The organism is Infirmifilum tikiterense (genome assembly GCF_054696565.1).
This window is the reverse complement of the sequence record NZ_CP182482.1, coordinates 112,695-128,253: the sequence shown is the minus strand read 5'-3', so window position 1 is coordinate 128,253 and position 15,559 is coordinate 112,695. Positions and strand designations below refer to the sequence as shown.

General features: G+C 56.1%; 23 protein-coding genes. 9 read left to right on the top strand and 14 right to left on the bottom strand.

Going from position 1 to position 15,559, the window contains the following annotated elements:
- Positions 1–28: 28 nt before the first annotated feature.
- Entirely contained in the window at positions 29–664 is a 636-nt protein-coding gene (gene rnhB / locus ACNO7C_RS00765; protein WP_460025945.1) for a ribonuclease HII, read from the bottom strand.
- Between the two features lie 484 nt (positions 665–1,148).
- Positions 1,149–1,274 (bottom strand): plasmid mobilization protein, encoded by a 126-nt coding sequence (locus tag ACNO7C_RS00760; RefSeq protein ID WP_460025129.1) that lies wholly within the window; start codon positions 1,272–1,274, stop codon positions 1,149–1,151.
- A gap of 67 nt (positions 1,275–1,341) precedes the next feature.
- Here ACNO7C_RS00760 and ACNO7C_RS00755 point away from each other — a divergent pair, with 67 nt between their 5' ends.
- Positions 1,342–1,521 (top strand): hypothetical protein, encoded by a 180-nt coding sequence (locus ACNO7C_RS00755; protein ID WP_460025128.1) that lies wholly within the window; start codon positions 1,342–1,344, stop codon positions 1,519–1,521.
- Between the two features lie 109 nt (positions 1,522–1,630).
- Here the strand turns inward: ACNO7C_RS00755 and ACNO7C_RS00750 are convergent, their stop codons facing one another.
- From ACNO7C_RS00750 to ACNO7C_RS00740, 3 genes are all read right to left on the bottom strand, one after another.
- Positions 1,631–2,599, bottom strand: coding sequence for a hypothetical protein (locus tag ACNO7C_RS00750; protein ID WP_460025127.1), 969 nt, complete (start codon positions 2,597–2,599; stop codon positions 1,631–1,633).
- Positions 2,600–2,665: 66 nt separating this feature from the next.
- The gene (locus ACNO7C_RS00745; RefSeq protein WP_460025126.1) at positions 2,666–3,007 is read right to left on the bottom strand and encodes a Sec-independent protein translocase subunit TatA/TatB; all 342 of its coding nucleotides are present in this window, start codon (positions 3,005–3,007) and stop codon (positions 2,666–2,668) included.
- A 639-nt stretch (positions 3,008–3,646) separates the two neighbouring features.
- Positions 3,647–3,862: a hypothetical protein gene (locus ACNO7C_RS00740; protein ID WP_460025125.1), complete on the bottom strand. Its 216-nt coding sequence runs from the start codon at positions 3,860–3,862 to the stop codon at positions 3,647–3,649.
- Positions 3,863–4,058: 196 nt separating this feature from the next.
- On the opposite strand from ACNO7C_RS00740, the gene ACNO7C_RS00735 reads away from it, so the two are divergent.
- Positions 4,059–5,006 carry an isoaspartyl peptidase/L-asparaginase family protein gene (locus ACNO7C_RS00735; RefSeq protein WP_460025124.1) on the top strand — a complete coding sequence of 316 codons (948 nt, stop codon included), beginning with the start codon at positions 4,059–4,061 and terminating at the stop codon, positions 5,004–5,006.
- Here ACNO7C_RS00735 and ACNO7C_RS00730 read toward each other — a convergent pair.
- Together ACNO7C_RS00730 and ACNO7C_RS00725 are read right to left on the bottom strand one after the other, a co-directional pair.
- Positions 4,983–5,480: a hypothetical protein gene (locus ACNO7C_RS00730; protein WP_460025123.1), complete on the bottom strand. Its 498-nt coding sequence runs from the start codon at positions 5,478–5,480 to the stop codon at positions 4,983–4,985. The two genes, ACNO7C_RS00735 and ACNO7C_RS00730, sit on opposite strands and share 24 nt — an antisense overlap.
- Positions 5,481–5,529: 49 nt before the next feature.
- Positions 5,530–6,405, bottom strand: coding sequence for an AEC family transporter (locus tag ACNO7C_RS00725; RefSeq protein ID WP_460025122.1), 876 nt, complete (start codon positions 6,403–6,405; stop codon positions 5,530–5,532).
- A gap of 51 nt (positions 6,406–6,456) precedes the next feature.
- Between ACNO7C_RS00725 and ACNO7C_RS00720 the strand changes: the two genes are divergently transcribed.
- From ACNO7C_RS00720 to ACNO7C_RS00690, 7 genes are read left to right on the top strand one after another with little or no spacing between them, the layout of a single operon-like run.
- Positions 6,457–7,386 carry a sugar phosphate isomerase/epimerase family protein gene (locus tag ACNO7C_RS00720; RefSeq protein ID WP_460025121.1) on the top strand — a complete coding sequence of 310 codons (930 nt, stop codon included), beginning with the start codon at positions 6,457–6,459 and terminating at the stop codon, positions 7,384–7,386.
- Entirely contained in the window at positions 7,379–7,762 is a 384-nt protein-coding gene (locus ACNO7C_RS00715) for a cyclophilin-like fold protein (RefSeq protein ID WP_460025120.1), read from the top strand. The genes ACNO7C_RS00720 and ACNO7C_RS00715 overlap by 8 nt, the downstream gene beginning before the upstream one ends.
- Positions 7,750–8,553, top strand: coding sequence for a class I fructose-bisphosphate aldolase (locus ACNO7C_RS00710; RefSeq protein ID WP_460025119.1), 804 nt, complete (start codon positions 7,750–7,752; stop codon positions 8,551–8,553). The genes ACNO7C_RS00715 and ACNO7C_RS00710 overlap by 13 nt, the downstream gene beginning before the upstream one ends.
- 44 nt (positions 8,554–8,597) lie before the next feature.
- A complete protein-coding gene (locus ACNO7C_RS00705; protein ID WP_460025118.1) occupies positions 8,598–8,900 on the top strand; it encodes an ArsR/SmtB family transcription factor in 303 nt (100 codons plus the stop codon).
- Entirely contained in the window at positions 8,890–9,264 is a 375-nt protein-coding gene (locus ACNO7C_RS00700) for a hypothetical protein (RefSeq protein WP_460025117.1), read from the top strand. The genes ACNO7C_RS00705 and ACNO7C_RS00700 overlap by 11 nt, the downstream gene beginning before the upstream one ends.
- Positions 9,261–9,395 (top strand): hypothetical protein, encoded by a 135-nt coding sequence (locus ACNO7C_RS00695; protein WP_460025116.1) that lies wholly within the window; start codon positions 9,261–9,263, stop codon positions 9,393–9,395. The genes ACNO7C_RS00700 and ACNO7C_RS00695 overlap by 4 nt, the downstream gene beginning before the upstream one ends.
- Positions 9,396–10,079, top strand: coding sequence for a hypothetical protein (locus ACNO7C_RS00690; protein ID WP_460025115.1), 684 nt, complete (start codon positions 9,396–9,398; stop codon positions 10,077–10,079).
- Between the two features lie 8 nt (positions 10,080–10,087).
- Here the strand turns inward: ACNO7C_RS00690 and ACNO7C_RS00685 are convergent, their stop codons facing one another.
- The 7 genes from ACNO7C_RS00685 to ACNO7C_RS00655 form a co-directional block, all read right to left on the bottom strand.
- Complete coding sequence (locus ACNO7C_RS00685; RefSeq protein WP_460025114.1) at positions 10,088–10,963, bottom strand: SPFH domain-containing protein; 876 nt, start codon at positions 10,961–10,963, stop codon at positions 10,088–10,090.
- Positions 10,964–10,998: 35 nt separating this feature from the next.
- Positions 10,999–12,222, bottom strand: a complete 1,224-nt coding sequence (locus ACNO7C_RS00680) for an NfeD family protein (RefSeq protein WP_460025113.1) — start codon at positions 12,220–12,222, stop codon at positions 10,999–11,001.
- Between the two features lie 23 nt (positions 12,223–12,245).
- Positions 12,246–13,073, bottom strand: coding sequence for a DUF92 domain-containing protein (locus ACNO7C_RS00675; protein ID WP_460025112.1), 828 nt, complete (start codon positions 13,071–13,073; stop codon positions 12,246–12,248).
- Positions 13,074–13,113: 40 nt separating this feature from the next.
- Positions 13,114–13,794, bottom strand: coding sequence for a prepilin peptidase (locus ACNO7C_RS00670; RefSeq protein ID WP_460025111.1), 681 nt, complete (start codon positions 13,792–13,794; stop codon positions 13,114–13,116).
- Between the two features lie 14 nt (positions 13,795–13,808).
- On the bottom strand, positions 13,809–14,138 hold the full coding sequence (gene rpl12p, locus ACNO7C_RS00665; protein WP_460025110.1) for a 50S ribosomal protein P1: 330 nt from the start codon (positions 14,136–14,138) through the stop codon (positions 13,809–13,811).
- Positions 14,139–14,216: 78 nt separating this feature from the next.
- The gene (locus tag ACNO7C_RS00660; protein WP_460025109.1) at positions 14,217–15,266 is read right to left on the bottom strand and encodes a DUF354 domain-containing protein; all 1,050 of its coding nucleotides are present in this window, start codon (positions 15,264–15,266) and stop codon (positions 14,217–14,219) included.
- 5 nt (positions 15,267–15,271) lie between these two features.
- Positions 15,272–15,553, bottom strand: a complete 282-nt coding sequence (locus ACNO7C_RS00655) for a hypothetical protein (RefSeq protein ID WP_460025108.1) — start codon at positions 15,551–15,553, stop codon at positions 15,272–15,274.
- Positions 15,554–15,559: the final 6 nt, after the last annotated feature.

Genomic DNA, 15,559 nt, shown 5'->3' with positions numbered 1-15,559 from the left:
TAACCCCCTTCTTGTTCCCCAAGGGATACTACTTAAGGTTTTTCAGAGTGCTCCAGGACCTGCGGACTATTGGAGGTAGTGCCCCCTTTCTCTCAATCCACATGGCGACGAACCTGCGGGTCTTTGGATCCGATGGGTACCCTGAACCGAAGTCGCCGTAGATCTTCTTGAGCTCGCTCACTATTCTCTCGCGCTCAGTCTTCGCGATGATCGAAGCCGCTGAAACTATAATGTGCTTCCTGTCTGCGTGGTTCTCGGCTACAACCTCCACTCCCCCGCCTATCAGCTCAGACAGCCTCCTGCCAAACCTCTCCGGTACCGGGTCAGGGGAGTCCACGTACACTTTCTCGACGGGAACCCTTTTCCTTGCCTCGAGCACTAGCTCAGCCATAACCCTAAGCTCCAGCTCGTTTAAGCTCGCGAACCCTACCCTCTGCACAGCCCTGTCTATCTCGTCCGGAGGGACAACGCGCAAAGCGGAGTATTCTAGGATGCTGTCTAAAGCTCTCCGTATCTTCTCCCGGCGTCCCGGGGAAACGAGCTTCGAGTCTTTAACGCCCAAAGCCTCCAGCCACTTAAGCTTAACAGAGTCGGCACACGCGATTGCAACAACCATCGGCCCTATAAGAGGCCCTCTACCTGCTTCGTCGATACCTGCAACCACGCTCAAAGCTCAACTCCTAGATACGTAATCGATGGTACTTTTTAGTCTTTCACTCGTTTTCTTCTGTGCTCGACTTATGCTTTCTCTAACTCCTGAGGGTTGGAGAAGATGTTGTGGAGGGTGTTCGAGCAGCATCCATGCGCCCTCTCTACGCTTAGCGGTCACAGCATATATGAAGAATTATAACGCTCCCCCGGAACCCTCGAGAGGGGGCAAGACCGCACCCTTATTTAGCCCCGCAGGCCCATCTACTCCGTGTTTGTTAGGACATTGTTCCCAGGACGTAACAATGGCGTTTTTAGTTTTTCCCTTGTTTTCTCCCGTGTTCGACCCGCGTCTTCCCTCGCTTCCATCGCGCTGGAGAGGGGTTGCGGGAGGGTGTTCGAGCAACGTCTCCGCGGTCTGGGCTAGTAATATCACAGTATGCGTGATGGTCAGGTAAGGTGGGAAAAACAGAAAAATAGGGAAAAAAGACTTTAAGTTTTCAGCCTAGGAGCTTGAGCCGCAGGTAGTCTGAGAGGCTCAGGCCCCTCTCCGAGGCCTCCTTCCTCAGCCTCTTCTTCTCGGCTGGCGTCAAGCGGATGCAGATAGTCTCTGAGCGCTCGAGCACTATGCATTGACATAGCCTCGACGAGCACAGCTTATGTGAACGCTTATAACCCCCCTAGCGCTTAGCCATGATGGTCGAGGTTAGCGGGGAGGTGTGGGAGAGCGTTGCGAGGTGGCTGGAGCTGACCGGCCTCACGAAAGCGCTGTGGCGCCTGCGCGAGCCTAGGCCGCTCAGCAGGGCCTTCGCCGCGAGGAACTCGAGGCACACCGCCGCTGCGCTGGAGAGCTCCGCTCAGCCGGCCTCGTGAGGGAGGCAGTAGTGGGCAACACGCGCTACGTCTACCTGACGGAGCGGGCCTGCGGCCTGCTGGCTTCGACTGAGAACGTCGTGTTCAAGCTCTAGCTTAGGCAGAGCCACTACGCGAGGACCCGCACAACCACCTTCACTGCGCCGTTTTTCGACAGCCTATACAAGGCGGACAGCGCCTCACTTGTGCCGACCTCTCCTCTCCTGGCTACGAGCTCGACGAAGTCCGAGAACTCGAAGACTTTACTGTCGCTCGAGGAGGCCAGCCACAGCACAGACTCGAGAACCTTAGCTTCGCTAGGTGCGAGGTTCTTGTTCAGGACTTCCTCCGCAGCGCTCTTAATCCTTCTAAGCTCCGCGTAGAACTTCTGCGTGTCAAGCGGCTGTGGGTTCACCTTGAGCTCCACGAGCTCTTGCTCCAGCCTGTTAAGCTTTTCGACCTCCCTTTCTAGGACGCTCTTCTCCTGGAGAACCGCGGCGGCAACAGCCCTCCTGGCCACCTCTCGTGTCGCCTGCAGATCTCTGAGTATGAAACCGAGAGCCTTCTCGTACTCGGCTCTCAGAGCTCTCTCGACTCTATCGAGCTCTTCCAGCCCCCTCTCGAGGTCTGCCAGAGTAGACATTTTAGGCTCTTTCAGTAGCAGCTCTTGAACCCTCCTCACCCTCGCTGCCGCTTTGGCGGCTTCGGAGGCCATCGTTGGGTTGAGCGGGCTTACGAGCTTCACGTAGTTCTCAACTCTTTCGACAGCCTTGTCTGCCTCCGGTAGCACTTTCTCAACTCTCTCAAGGAAGCTTAGTGTCTGTTTAAGCGCCTCCTCAAGAGACCTGAGACCCCTCTCGTACTCCTCGAGCCTCTGAGGCAGAGCCTCGGACTCGGGCGGGAGGGGAGGGTCGGGGATCGTGAGCTCGGATGCTATTTTCTCTACGAGGGCCTTCAAGAAGGCGTTCGACTCGCCTTTCCTCAGCAATTCCTCGTAGAGCCGCTCCACTCTGGAGATCTCTTCACTCACTTTCTGGCTGGACTGAGCCAAGTAGTCGAGCAGGTACTTCTTCGGCCTCTTTTTAAGCAGGACTTCCATGAACCTCTAGGAAGAAGAGAAAGCTTGCAGCAAAATGTATGTATTGCTTAAAATGCTGTTGAACGGCTATATGAGGCCTTTCTCCTTAGCCTTCTTGATCACTTCTTCAACGAGCTCTTCCTTGGATTTGCCCTCGGATTCCACGCCAAGCTTCTCGGCGAGCTTTCTAAGCTCCTCATCTGAGAGGGAGGTTGTTTGGGGTTTAGGGGATGTCGCCTCTTCGACCGAAGAGGTTATCTTCTGGCTCTCCTCTCGGAATATCCTGACAGCCTCACCGGCGGCCTTTGCGAGCTCGGGGAGCTTCTTCGGCCCAAAGAGGATTAGCGCGATTACGATGAGGAGGAGTATCTCGGTGGGACCTATGTTGAACTGAAGTGGGATCACTGGGTAGCCTCCAACCGGGTACATTTGCGCACCAAAGCTTAGCTCAGCAAGGGTGGTAAAAAATATTTCCATGAAAGCCGTGCCTAAGCTCCTCCTTTTCTGCCCCTGCTGGCCCCCCTTGAAGTCGTCGTCATCCTTGCTCAGCCTCGGGGTCGCCCCACGGGGGTGTCGCATCGCCCTCTTCGGGCCTGCCTCTCTCGGGGGCTTCCGGGGAGGAGCAGCCGGTGGCCACCGCGCACCGCAGCGGCCAACCGCGGGCCGGGGCCTCGGCCTGCCTGATTCGAGCTGTTTTGCCCCCTCTCGCCCCACTTTCTTTTCCCCGAGAGTGCAGGCGCCCCCGTGCGGCGCCAGTTTTCTCAGGGAAGCACCCTGTAGCCCGCGCCTCCACTAGCCGGCTCACCCCTTCACCGGCCAATTCTTATTGCTACGAGCCTTAGCTACATTCTAGCACAGGGGGTTAATATTTGCTCCGATGATTACCCTGAAAGTATAACATCGTTACACCGGTTGTTGAAGGCTGACTGCTTCTCCAGGGCTTACGGCTATATGAGGAAGGCGAGGACATGCTCGCACATAGCGACGGTTATGTTGCACGGGAAGCAGCTGAGGCTCCGCGCCTGATGCGCCTCAAGGCAGCATCGCCGCACATCAATTCCTCGCCGTTTAGCCGAGCAGCACGAGGATGTTGCCAACCACAGCCTCCTTCACGAGGCCTGCTGAGCATAGCCTCTCCAAATCCGAAGGATGTGCCTGGTGTTCCTCGTGGCGAAGGCCTTGCTGAGGGGCTTCGGCTACCTGAGGCGCCACAAAGTCTTTGCGAGGCCGGTCAGCTCGAGCCACCCCGCCACGCTTCCCAGACCTCAGCGCTGACCTCGACAATCAAGGCTGAGCGCATGAGGGGGTTTATAGGCGTTCACGCGTGCTGTGGCTGATAAGAGCCGTAGAGGTGTGCAGGTGTTGCTCAAGCACCCTCCCACAACCCCTTCTCCAAACCATTGGAAGCGAGGGAAGACGCATGTCGAACACGGGAGTAAACATGGGAAAAACTAAAAAGTACCAGTACTACACCTAAGCTGTGCTACGAGAAGTGCTCGTAATTCACGGTGGTGCGGGGAGGTTCAGACCCTCTATTTTGGAGGAGCGGGTAGCGATCGAGGAGGCACTGCGCTCGGCCCTCTATGATGGCATGAGTGCGCTGTCCTCGGGAAACGCTTTGGATGCGGTTGAAGCGGCGGTGAAGAGCATGGAAGGCTCCGGCGTCTTCAACGCGGGAAAAGGAGCATCACTTAACCTTCTGGGAGAGCAGGCGCTGGATGCAAGCGTGATGTTCGGGAGAGACCTAAGCTTCGGAGCCGTAGCCTCGCTAAAGTACACCTGGAATGCCGTGTCGCTGGCGCGCAAAGTCATGGAGAGAACAGACCACGTCTTTCTCGTGGGCTATGGGGCCGATAAGCTGGCGGAGGCCTTGGGCTTCGAGCGTACCCCGCCCCCTCCGCCAAGGCTCCTCGAGAGGTATCGGGAGCTTCTCGAAAAGGCGAGGAGTCTCGGCTATGATTTGTGGAAGAGGAACTTTGAGATCGCCAGGCTCTTTCTACCAGACACTGTCGGAGCAGTTGCCTTAGACAGGGATGGAAACCTGGCGGCTGCCACCAGCACTGGCGGGCTGTGGTTGAAGCTTCCGGGACGTGTGGGCGACACACCCCTCCCCGGAGCAGGCGTCTACGCCGAGAACGGTGTGGTGGCGGTCTCTGCTACCGGTATCGGGGAGCTCATCGCCAGGTACCTTGCAGCGGCGAGAGTGGCCTTTAAGGTGAAGTCCGGCGTAAGCGTTGAGCAGGCTGTTCGTGACGTGGTGCACGAGGTCACGAGGCTGTTTTCCGAGGAAAACACCATCGGGTTGATAGCCCTCGACGCGGCTGGGAACATCGGGATTCACTCCAACTGCGAGGTTTTCCTGAGAGGTTACACGTTTAAGGGTGGAGAGCCCCGGGTAGCGTTGCTAGGAAGCGAGGAGCCTCACTAGCGCTTTTTCTGCTCTCTTGCCCTTTATGTACAAGTGCGCTGATACCGCGGCCAGCACTGACGAGAAGACGAGCAGCGGAGGATTGACGCTAACTGCGGCGAGCGCAGCGGAAAGCAGCGCGAAAAACAGGCTTGCTGACGAGGTCGCTTTTGAGAGCTTGACCTTCGATGCTTCTCTCTCAAGGAAGCCGTGCGCAAATCTAACCCTCAGTGCTGATGCGACAACGTAGAGTGTGCCGAGAGCCAGAACTAACGATGCGAGGAGCATCGAGACCGTGCCCGCAGTCGCTTGCGTGTGTCTTGTGATGTTGCCTGACGGCTGGGAAGGTACCGTTGTTGCGTTAGAGGAAAGAGTTCTGATCGAAGTCGCTCCACTCGCCCCCTCGCTTTGACCTCCCTGCCTCCCCAGCGAGGTCACCATCGCTGCCGATAGGAGCAGGATTGAGACGATCAATGCTACGATCGACCTGATCATACTCCGATTGCGCGAAGCCGAGGATACAAATAAACTAAACGTATCGAGGCTACAGCGGAACGAAGACGAGTAGCGGAGGTAGAACAGCAACGGTGCTTACAAGCGTAGACGTCACAACTATGCGCGCTACCCGTCTAGCGTCCAAGCCAAGTTCCCGTGAAATAGGTACGCAGGACGCGGCGCTTGGCATAACGCTCTCTAGGACAGCCACGCCCCTATCCACGCCCTCGAGGATACCCGTCTTGACGAACAGAAGTGTGAGGGGAACTACTACGGCGAGCCTGTACGCGTAGGACTTTAACCCCTCTGGGTCAAGCGCAGGCTTAACGCCGAACTCAACCCCTAACTGGACCAGGGCTATTGTCGCAGCGGCATCGGAGAACGGCTTCAGAAGCTGTATAACGAGGCTGGGCAAAGTTACCCTTACTGCCCCTAGCACCAGTCCCAGCATCACGGCGGCGATTGGCGGGAAGGACAGGATTCTTCTCGCCAGAGAGTACGGGGAGCTGATCCGGCTCGAGAGCGTGGGGGCTAAGGCGTTAGAGACGGAGTTGTTACCGAAAATGTAGAAGCCCACACTCGCAACGCCCTCTGTGCCCCACAAGGACTGGGCGATTCCTACAGGTAAGTATCCCGCGTTTGCGTACATTGACGTTAAGACGACTTCGGCCCTCTCTTTCAGAGCCCTCGTTAGCAAGAACGTTAAAACGACGCTCAGAGCGCTTAGAGCGGTGAGGGCGAACGGTCGCAGATCTGTCGCCTGGAAGACACGGCTGTACGTGGATGTGAACAGGAGCGCTGGCAGGAAGGCGTAAAGGACCACCTTCGAAAAGAAGTAGAGCTCCCTTTCCCCAGGGTTCAGGCCGGCTCCGAGTAAAACCCCGATCACTATGGGCGTGTAAATACTTAGAACGATTTCTAGCACAAGAGCTGTTACTTAGCAAAGCTTTTAACTCTATTCACAGCTTTCAGCTTGATGCTTGCCGTTTCGGTTAAGAAGGGGAAGAACGCCCACTTGGTCCCCTTCCCGTGGAAGGTCAGCATCGTCGCATTCATGGCGAACCCCCCTCTAGTGAAAAGCGACGTTCAGGCGGCTATCGAAACAATAACGGTTCTAGCCAAAGACCCCTTCTTCGATGTTATAGAGGTTAACCTCATGAGCGACGAGGCTTGGAAAACCATAGCGCCAATTCTCCAAAGCAGTGGAGTGGACATCGCTGTGGGGCTTCAGCCGATGACTACAGCTCAAGGCCTGAACCCCTCATCTGTTAATGAGGACGAGAGAAGGAAGGCTGTCGAGGCTCTCTCGCAAGCAATAGAGATCGCGGCCGCAAGGGGGGTAAAGAAGGTAGGCTTCTCGAGCGGGGCTGACCCCGGCCCCGAAAACCGAGAAGCGGCAAAGGACTCGCTCGTCAAAAGCCTTAAGGAACTTGCTAGCCTCGGCTCGAGGCTCGGCGTAAGCCTAATCCTGGAGACGTTCGACAGAGAGTGGGATAAGAGGCAGCTGATAGGACCTATAGATGAAGCGGTTGAAGTTGTCCGAGAAGTCAGGCAGGAGTACAGCAACATCGGGCTACTGTGGGACCTCAGCCACGCGCCCATGCTGAACGAGAAGCCGGCCGCCCTCGTCCGCGCGAAAGACTACCTCTCTCACATCCACATCGGGTGTGCTAAGAAGCTACCCGACGGTAGGATGGTCGACTGGCATCCAGGCTTCTACAGGCCGGGGGCTGTCAACGGGGTCGAAGACGTTGAAGAGCTGTTGAGGATTCTCGCTGAAATCGGGTACAGCGGAGCCGTCGGCTTCGAGGTTAAACCCGAGGAGGGTCAGCACTGGAGGGAGGTGGTCGAGGCCGCGAAAGGTGTGCTCTACACGGCTTTTGCTCGGGTGGTGGAGCGTGAGTAAGCTAAAGATAATCTTCCCCGAAAGCATAGGGGTAGTTGAGGTGGAGCTGACCGGGCGGAACCCCAAGACCGCAGAGGCTATCATCAAGGCTGCGCCCTTCGAGAGCAGGGTTAACCTTTGGGGGCAGGAAATCTACTTCTCCACGCCCGTTAGGGTGGGCCAGGAGGTAGGCTCGGAGGTCGTCGAGAGAGGCGACGTTGCCTACTGGCCTCCTGGAAACGCTATTTGCCTCTTCTTCGGGCCAACTCCCGTGAGTAAGCCGGGTGAGATCAGGCCTGCAAGTCCAGTCAACGTATTTGGGAGGGTTGTGGGCGATCCGGACCGCCTGAAGGCTGTGAAGAGCGGCGAGAAAGTGAGAGTCGAGTGGGAGCCTTGAGCTCCGGGAAAAGGCTGAGGCTAGCGAGGCTCTTCAGAGACGGCAAAGCCCTTATTGTTGCACTGGACCACGGGAGGAGGCACGGGCCCATAAAAGGAATTGAGGACATGCGGGCAACGCTTAGGATGGTTCCTGAGGGCTCGCCGGACGCGGTTATGATGACCCCCGCGCTGATAGAGAAGTACTGGGAGATGCTTCCTGGCACCTTCATCGTGGCCAGGATCGATGGCACAGGAACAGTCAGGAGCCTCGACGAGACCGACGACAGGCTCATCTCAAGCGTGGAACGCGCGGTAAGGCTTGGGGCTGACGCCGTGAGCGTCATGGTGTATCCAGGCTCCCGTAACGAGTCGGCCCTATGGGAGAAGCTGGCAAGCGTAGTCGAGCAGGCCGAGTTGCTCGGAGTACCTGTTATGGCTGAGGTCGTGCCTAAGCAGCCGGGCTTCCCTAGCGTGGACAGCGACGTCGTAGCCTACGGCGCGAGGATCGCGGCCGAGCTGGGAGCCGACATAGTCAAAACAATCTACACTGAAAACTTCTCCGAGGTCGTCCGCAAAACCCCAGTCCCCGTCGTTGTTCTGGGCGCGTCGAAGGCGCCCCTCCTTGAGGTTTTGAGGAGAGTGGAGGACGCGGTTAGGGCCGGCGCCGCCGGAGCCGCCATTGGGAGGAATATATTCCAGCATAGCTCTCCTGGGCTTGTCGTGAAAGCGCTTATGAACGTAATCCACAGAGGTGCATCGGCCAGCAAGGTTATGGAGGAACTAGGGTTAAGGGAGGATCCGGTTATGTAAAGTAAAGCTTATATGTAAGATGCAGGTTATGGAGAATTGATGGCATGGAAGGTAAAAAGCGAATTGAAGAGCTTACAGAGGTGTTGCATGTGCTAGCGAACCCTATCCGCCTCAAGATGCTAGCGCTAATAGCTGTGAAGCCTAGACACGCGTACGAGCTCTCGAAGGTTCTTGGTCTCTCCTACCCCCTGACTCACCTGCACGTCACTGCGCTCGAGAGAGCGGGCTTGATCAAAGGGGAGGTCGTCCCCGGCCCTCGCCCGAAGAAAGTGTACAAGCTCACCGACTTCAGGATTGAGGTCTCGCCTGATTCTCTGAAGAAGATAGGTGAGGAGCTTGAAGGCTAGCAGTGCCTTAGCAATGATATTATCCCTGCTACTCGCCGCCCTGCTTGGCTTCTACGTGCCGCTCAAGATAGTGGAGGGGGTGTCGGCTAAATCTCTGGACCCGATCTTTGGAGGCGTCATTGCTGTTGTGAGCGTTATTGCGGGCGCGGCGCTGGGATTTTTCGCCTTAGTTTTCACAGTAGTTCTACCCTTCGCGGAGAGCGAGGAGCGCAGTGAAACGTCTTACGCTATTAGGCTCAGAGAGATGGAGGAGAAGCTGACCGTCTACCGTGCTAGACAGAGGGCTATGCTAGAAGAGCTGGACGCGATTAAAAAAGAGTTGGAGGAGATAAGAGACATTCTGAAGGAGGGGATGGGGGTTTGAGTGCAGAGAAGCTCAAGTATGCGGAGGTTAGCGACGAGGAAGTGGAAGAAATGCTCCTGAAGAGGCTCAAGGAGATCAGGTCCCTCTTGGAGGAGATAAAGACGATTTTCAAGCAGGCGGGTGTTACTTAGATGAGCGACTTGCTAGATCTCTACGAGGCTGAGCTTAGATCCAAGAGAGGTGGAAAGCGGCTGAGAGTGAGAGGCGCTGGTGTGGCTAGCGGAGGCTATTATAGGGAAGTCGCTATAAGCGGTGCAGGCAGAGTAGAGGGAGACATCGAAGCAGACACCGTGAAAGCATCGGGGTCTGCCGCCTTCAACGGGGGTATAGCAGCTCGGGAGGTGAAGTTCGCTGGTGCCGTAATAGTCCGAGGCAACGTGAAATCGGTTTTATTCCACGTAGCTGGTGCTGTTAGGGTTGAAGGGAGGATTGACGCGGAAGAAGTGAAAGTCGCAGGTGCGCTCAAAGCGCTAGGAGTAGCGGGTAAACGTGTGCGAATCAACGGGTCTTTCAACGTCCAGGACGACATTACGGGGGATGAAGTGAGCCTAAGACTCTCCGATGAGTCGAGGGCTAGGGTGATCAAGGCTGGCTTAGTCGAGGTTAAAGGTGGAACCAGGCGTGAGCTGTCTTTACTCAACCTGCTCAGGTTACGTAAAACTACACGCGTACTAGAGGTTAGTGAGATCAACGCTCAGGAAGTAATCCTCGAGGACGTGGTTGTTCGGGGCGTTATCAACGCGAAAATGGTGAGGATGCGCGGTAAAGCTAGTGTAGAAGGTAGCGTTCTGGGTGAAGTAGTAAAAGAAGAATAAGATATTTTCTACTCTTTCTTTTGCAAGTACTCATCTACAAACTCTTTAAGTGGGCTTAGAAGCCTGAAGAGCTCCATGGGTAGAACTATTTTGGTGGACGGCGATGAGGCTATAGACTGCAGAGCCGTCAGGTACTGGAGCAACATGGTCTTCGGATCCAGCTTCCTAGCCTCCTCGTCCACATACCTGAGGGCGAGAGCTTGGCCCTCGGCTCTCAGTATTGCGGCCTGCTTTTCACCCTCGGCCTTGAGTATCAGCGCCTCCTTCTCGCCCTGGGCCACCCTCACCGCGGCCTCCCGCTTGCCCTCCGCCTCCGTCACCATCGCCCGCCTGTTCCTCTCTGCGCTCATCTGCTTGATCATAGCCTCCTGGACTTCTCGGGGTGGAATGATCTCCCTAATCTCCACCGCAGTGACCTTAACACCCCACCTTGCCGTTACCTCGTCGAGCTTCTCCCTGAGGACCTCGTTGATGTACTCGCGCTTAGCGAGCACCTGGTCAAGGTCTATATCTCCCACCACAGCTCTGAGGGTTGTCGTCGCAATTCCAATGGCCGCGCCCCTGAAATCCGAGACTTCCACTACACTCTTCTTAGGGTCGATAACCCGGAAGTATATCAGGAAGTCTATGTCGACCGGAGCGTTATCCTTTGTTATACACGTCTGCTTAGTGACCTCAATGTACTGCTCTCTGAGGTCTACAACTACTCCCTTGTCGATGAAGGGTATCAAGATCACTATCCCAGGCCCCGCCACCTTCACCACGCGCCCGAGCCTCAACACGACGATCCGCTGGTACTCCGGGACGACTCTTACGCTGCTAGCTATCACGCTGGCGAAGACGAGAAGCGCTATGAATATTAGGAACAGGGTTACGGGATCCATCTCTAAATCGTTGATTTACACCGCGGGGTTTCCTATTAATTTTTCACGCGCCGAACTTTTACTACCAGCCCCTCGAGACCTACAACGGTAACTTTCTCACCGGCGTGTATCTCTTCCTCGCTCTCAGCGGTCCATTCCTCGCTCTCCACGAGCACGACCCCCCTTTTACCGGGTTTAATCTCCGTTTTAGCGACTCCAACTTTACCGAGAAGCCTCTCCTCCACACTTAGGGTTTTCATCCTTAATGCCTCAGAGGCCTTGAGTATTATGAATCCGACGAAAGCAATGGAGGCACCGAGGATTGCAACAATTGCTATCGTCGAGGCAGTGGGTGCTACGTAGGGCTGTGCGTAGTACTCAATGAGCAAGGCGAGCATTACAAGAGCGGCGCCGCTAATACCGAAAAGCTGTACTCCCGGTTTAAGGAGCTCTACCAGTATGAGGGCCGTACCCGTGACCGCTAAGACGAATACCAGTAGGTTCACTCCAACGACGCCGAAAGTGTAAAGGGCTAGGAGCACCAGTACGGCCCCCAGCACACCCCACCCCTGGAATCCCGTGACGTGGAACTCGAGAGCTATAAGAAGCGCACCGAGTATCATGAAGAGGATAGCGACCCCGGGATCCATTACGAGCGAGAGGGCGTCGCTAACGACGTCTCCACCAACGTACTCGAGAGCAGCGTGCTCTAGCCCCTCGAGCCTCAGAACCTCTGTTAACAGGTTGGCTACACCATTAGCTATACCTGCCGCTACAGCCTCGTTGGTCGTGAGAGCCTTGCTTTCCAGTACGAGTTTCTCAGCAATATCTGCCGATCCGGCTACGCCCTTCTCCTCTAGCAGGCTCTTAATCCTAGAAACCATGTAGGACTCTACCTTCTCGTCGGCCGGGACGGGTTTACACGCCCCTATTACAGCTCCCTCACCCAGGTACAGCTTGCCTGCGGCCAACGCGACTCCGGTCGCCGCGGAGACTGCTTTAGCGCCCGGAGGCACCCATGCTATAACCCTGCAGTTGCAGCCTTTAACAATGGAGATCATTTCGTCCATTGACTTGAGGTAGCCGCCATAGCTGTTGATCACGACCAGCAGCGCTCCGCCCTCGGCTCGGTAGGCCGCCTTTCTCAGGAGATACACTTTACCCTCATCGATGTTCCCGTAAACCTCGACTACCACCACGCTTGCAGGCTGGGCGCTGAGGCACGGAAGCGTGAGGAGAATAACCGCCAGGACTGAAAGTGCTAGGCGAGCGCGCGTCATCGCCGTATGATCTCCTCAAAAGGCTATAATAAAGTTTGTAGGACTAATCCAAGCAACGCGACGATCCCGGTTGCCAGCAGATTCGTGATCTCGTTCGTTACCCACGACAGCCCACCGACTCTTACTGTTTTCTCGCCGCAAAGGTGCACAGGCTTATCCGTCAGAGTCCGGCACCGGGGACAGTAGTACTTAACTTGTAAAGTAGCACCTATTACGCTGTCGAAGACCTCCCCGAGCCAGCCCAGCAAAACAATCTGCGGTATAAGCGCGGCGCTCAAGGGCAGAATCCCCAATGCGCTCTCTAACAGCGCCACAAGCCCCACCACTGCTGAGCCGGAAACCGCCCCAAGAGCGCCGAGAGGCGTCACGCCACCCGAGGTCCCCGGCTCCACCTCGATGCCGGGTCTCGTGATCAGCCTCGGCTTCCCGCGGTAGAGTGCACCCACCTCCGCCGCCCACGTGTCGGCGTTGGAGGATGCAAGCACAGCCAGGGTGGGCACCAGCAGCTTATCTCGGTGGTCTGCGAGGATGCCGTACATAGCTGTCAGAACCGCCGCAACGAGGCCAGCGCCGATTACCTGGCTCGCCGACCTACCTTCCTCTCTCTCCGCCGCTCCTTTACTCTTTTTCGAAGCATAGGCGAGGCGCGTGGCTAGCGAGGAAGAGAAGAAGAACGCTAGAGACGGCAGGTAGAGGCCAACCCCGCCCGTGAAGTATAGCCCTGATAACAGTATGCTGACTGCAGTTGCCCTTTTATCGAGGTACTTCAGCTTATACGCGACCAAGCCCAGTGGGATGCCGAGTGCTATCCCCGCCGCAAAGTTCACTGCAGCCTCCTCGAAAGCGTACACGTTGCGGAAATAGCGGCTCGTGGTAATTATACGTGTTGCCTTAAACACTCAGAAGCGCGGAGCCATGCTTTAAAGCTAGGTAGAGAAGATAGCCTACCGCAAGTAGGGTTACGTAGGGGAGCCCTACAACCGCCCAGAATTCCTCGCTCAGGGGCGGAGCCTCCCCCTCGGGTACACGGATGAGCGAGGATGCCTCCAGGCCCTGAACCGGTGCGTACATGTAACTTCTCCGGCGGTACTCCTCAAGGTTTACGTAGCGCATAGTCGCCAGCATCACCAGCCTCCTCAAAAGCGAGGTTTCTCCATCAAAACGGGGCTTTTTCGCAATGTTCAGAGCAACATTGTAGAGAGCATAGAGTAGTGAAGCTAACCCCGCTAGCGTAACTATCGTTGCCAGCGGGATGAGCGTTAAAATGCTCGTGGCGGAAGGGGGCTCTGCCAATCCCACGAAGGCCAGGGCGATGGCATCAGCCTCTCCCATGAGCTTAAACTTCCACACGAAGAGCGCCAGGGAAGCGGCTAGCGTGAGAGAAACCAAGTATAAGTCCAGCCTTAGGGATGCCAGGGTGGCTGCGAGGAGGGGAGCTGTGGCTAAGGAACCGACGACCCAGACCTTGTCGTCAACCTCCCTTTTCCTGTAGTCAGTGTAACCTGCAACGGCGAGAGTTAAAACCACAAAAAGCTCTCGAAGTAGGTCAGCGAAGGGTAAGATACCCGGCAAAAATGCTCCCTTCACTAAAAGCCGAAGAGACCTGATAGGCCTTCTTCAATGCTCTCCTCTGGGGCCTCCTCCTTCTTCTCCTCCTTCTTCTCTTCCTCCTTCTTTCCCTCTGCGCTTGGAGCTGGGGCTGTAGCGGCGGCGGTCGTGGCTGGAGCAGCCACTACAGGCATAGCAGCTGTCTTAATGGCCTCTTCTATGTTGACCTCCTTGAGGGAGGCTACGAGCGCCTTCAACCTCACTTCGTCAACCTGCACGCCTGCAGCCTCTAGGATCCTTCTGACACTCTCTTCCGTGATCTCCCGGCCTGCGTGGTAGAGGATCAGACTCGCGTATACATACTCCATTCGTTCCACCGCGAATCTTGCTTTTACAAACACAGTACTTAAAGCTTTCGTCTGAGGCCAGGGATGAGCTGGCGAGCACTAGCGCACAGTTTCTAGTATCTCACGAGCGTAGACTTTCACGGGGTCTTCCATGGTTGATCGAGCTTTCTCCAGATAAGCTCTCCTCTCGGCCTCAGACCCTCCTCTTGAGAGTATAAAGTTTAGGATCCTAGAGTTGAGAGGGGTTCTGAATATTGGGAACCCTCTGCTTTTTATGTACTCGTGTACTTCAAGCTCACCGGGGTATGTTGAAAGCGCAGGTGTCCCCATTAGCGCCGCCTCAGTAGCCATCGTGCCCCCACCGCTGACGACCAGCCTTGCATAAAACTCGAGGCTTACGAAATGAGCAGGCCTCTCGAGGATCTTTACTCTGTTTTCCCACCGGCGTAACGCCCTTCTGAATAAGCTCGCCTGGTCAGGGTAGCGAGGGTACACCACGACATCAAGGTCCGTATGCTCGAGTACATACTTGCATACTGCCAGCGGGGTAGTTAAAGCCCTACCGGGGTCGGGGTAGTAGTAGGCTTTGTGCTCGCCGGGGCGCACGACAACGTAGTTGAAGGGTTCAAGGCCGAGCTCTAAAGGCACCTTTGGATCCGGTTGCTCTCGGAGTAGCCACGCGAGCTCGAAAAGCCCTTTGAACGTGACTACCTCTACGAGGGCTTTGTATCCTTCGAAGCTCTTGGCGAGGAATTCCGGGACGACCAACTTATTTGAGAGAGGGATCGCGAGCCTGGAGACGGCGTCCGAGTGAGGGGAGTCGCTGGACGTTATGGCTTTTATTCCGAGGGCGAACGCCACCCTAGTTGAGTCTGGCGAAACGAACGTTACGTGCACGTCCGGCCTCTCGTGCGACACTATCCTGGCGAGAGCCCTCTGTCGGCTTGCGCTTTCATATAGCTTAGCAAGAGGTGTGCTGCCACCATAGCGCCCCACAATGTAGTACTTACTCCACAGCCTCGATGCTAGTGCGGCGTTTAAGTCGTAGTCCCGCGTTGTTAGGAAAACCTCTGCACCGCTCAGCTCTCTCTGAAGGTATGAAAACAGGAGAACCTGCTTAGGGGTTAAGGCCTCGACCCAGATCTTCATGATAACTACCACTCAGACCCGGGGGAGGAGCCCCCTCCCACGTCCGCATACTCCTCGTCCTGCATCTCCTCAAGCTTTTTCGTTACAAACCACATGAAAGCCGTGAGGCCTAGGAAGATCGCTGCGAGGAGAGCGCCTAGGAGCATCATTGCCGGCCTCGACTCCTCGGGCGCGAGCCACGGGTAACCGCCAATAATATACTCGCCAACGTTTATAGGCAACGGGGACCAGTAAAGAACTATCGCTATGGCGGAGATAGCCGCTACAACCATGAACTTTCCATTCATACTTTC

Excerpts from the sequence above, each read along its gene's own strand:
- ACNO7C_RS00730 (WP_460025123.1), bottom strand. The coding sequence starts at position 5,480 with ATGATCAGGTCGATCGTAGCATTGATCGTCTCAATCCTGCTCCTATCG.
- ACNO7C_RS00680 (WP_460025113.1), bottom strand. The coding sequence starts at position 12,222 with ATGACGCGCGCTCGCCTAGCACTTTCAGTCCTGGCGGTTATTCTCCTC.
- ACNO7C_RS00660 (WP_460025109.1), bottom strand. The coding sequence starts at position 15,266 with ATGAAGATCTGGGTCGAGGCCTTAACCCCTAAGCAGGTTCTCCTGTTT.
- rpl12p (WP_460025110.1), bottom strand. The coding sequence starts at position 14,138 with ATGGAGTATGTATACGCGAGTCTGATCCTCTACCACGCAGGCCGGGAG.
- ACNO7C_RS00690 (WP_460025115.1), top strand. The coding sequence starts at position 9,396 with ATGAGCGACTTGCTAGATCTCTACGAGGCTGAGCTTAGATCCAAGAGA.
- ACNO7C_RS00755 (WP_460025128.1), top strand. The coding sequence starts at position 1,342 with ATGATGGTCGAGGTTAGCGGGGAGGTGTGGGAGAGCGTTGCGAGGTGG.
- ACNO7C_RS00720 (WP_460025121.1), top strand. The coding sequence starts at position 6,457 with ATGCTTGCCGTTTCGGTTAAGAAGGGGAAGAACGCCCACTTGGTCCCC.
- ACNO7C_RS00750 (WP_460025127.1), bottom strand. The coding sequence starts at position 2,599 with ATGGAAGTCCTGCTTAAAAAGAGGCCGAAGAAGTACCTGCTCGACTAC.
- ACNO7C_RS00655 (WP_460025108.1), bottom strand. The coding sequence starts at position 15,553 with ATGAATGGAAAGTTCATGGTTGTAGCGGCTATCTCCGCCATAGCGATA.
- ACNO7C_RS00685 (WP_460025114.1), bottom strand. The coding sequence starts at position 10,963 with ATGGATCCCGTAACCCTGTTCCTAATATTCATAGCGCTTCTCGTCTTC.
- ACNO7C_RS00705 (WP_460025118.1), top strand. The coding sequence starts at position 8,598 with ATGGAAGGTAAAAAGCGAATTGAAGAGCTTACAGAGGTGTTGCATGTG.
- ACNO7C_RS00745 (WP_460025126.1), bottom strand. The coding sequence starts at position 3,007 with ATGTACCCGGTTGGAGGCTACCCAGTGATCCCACTTCAGTTCAACATA.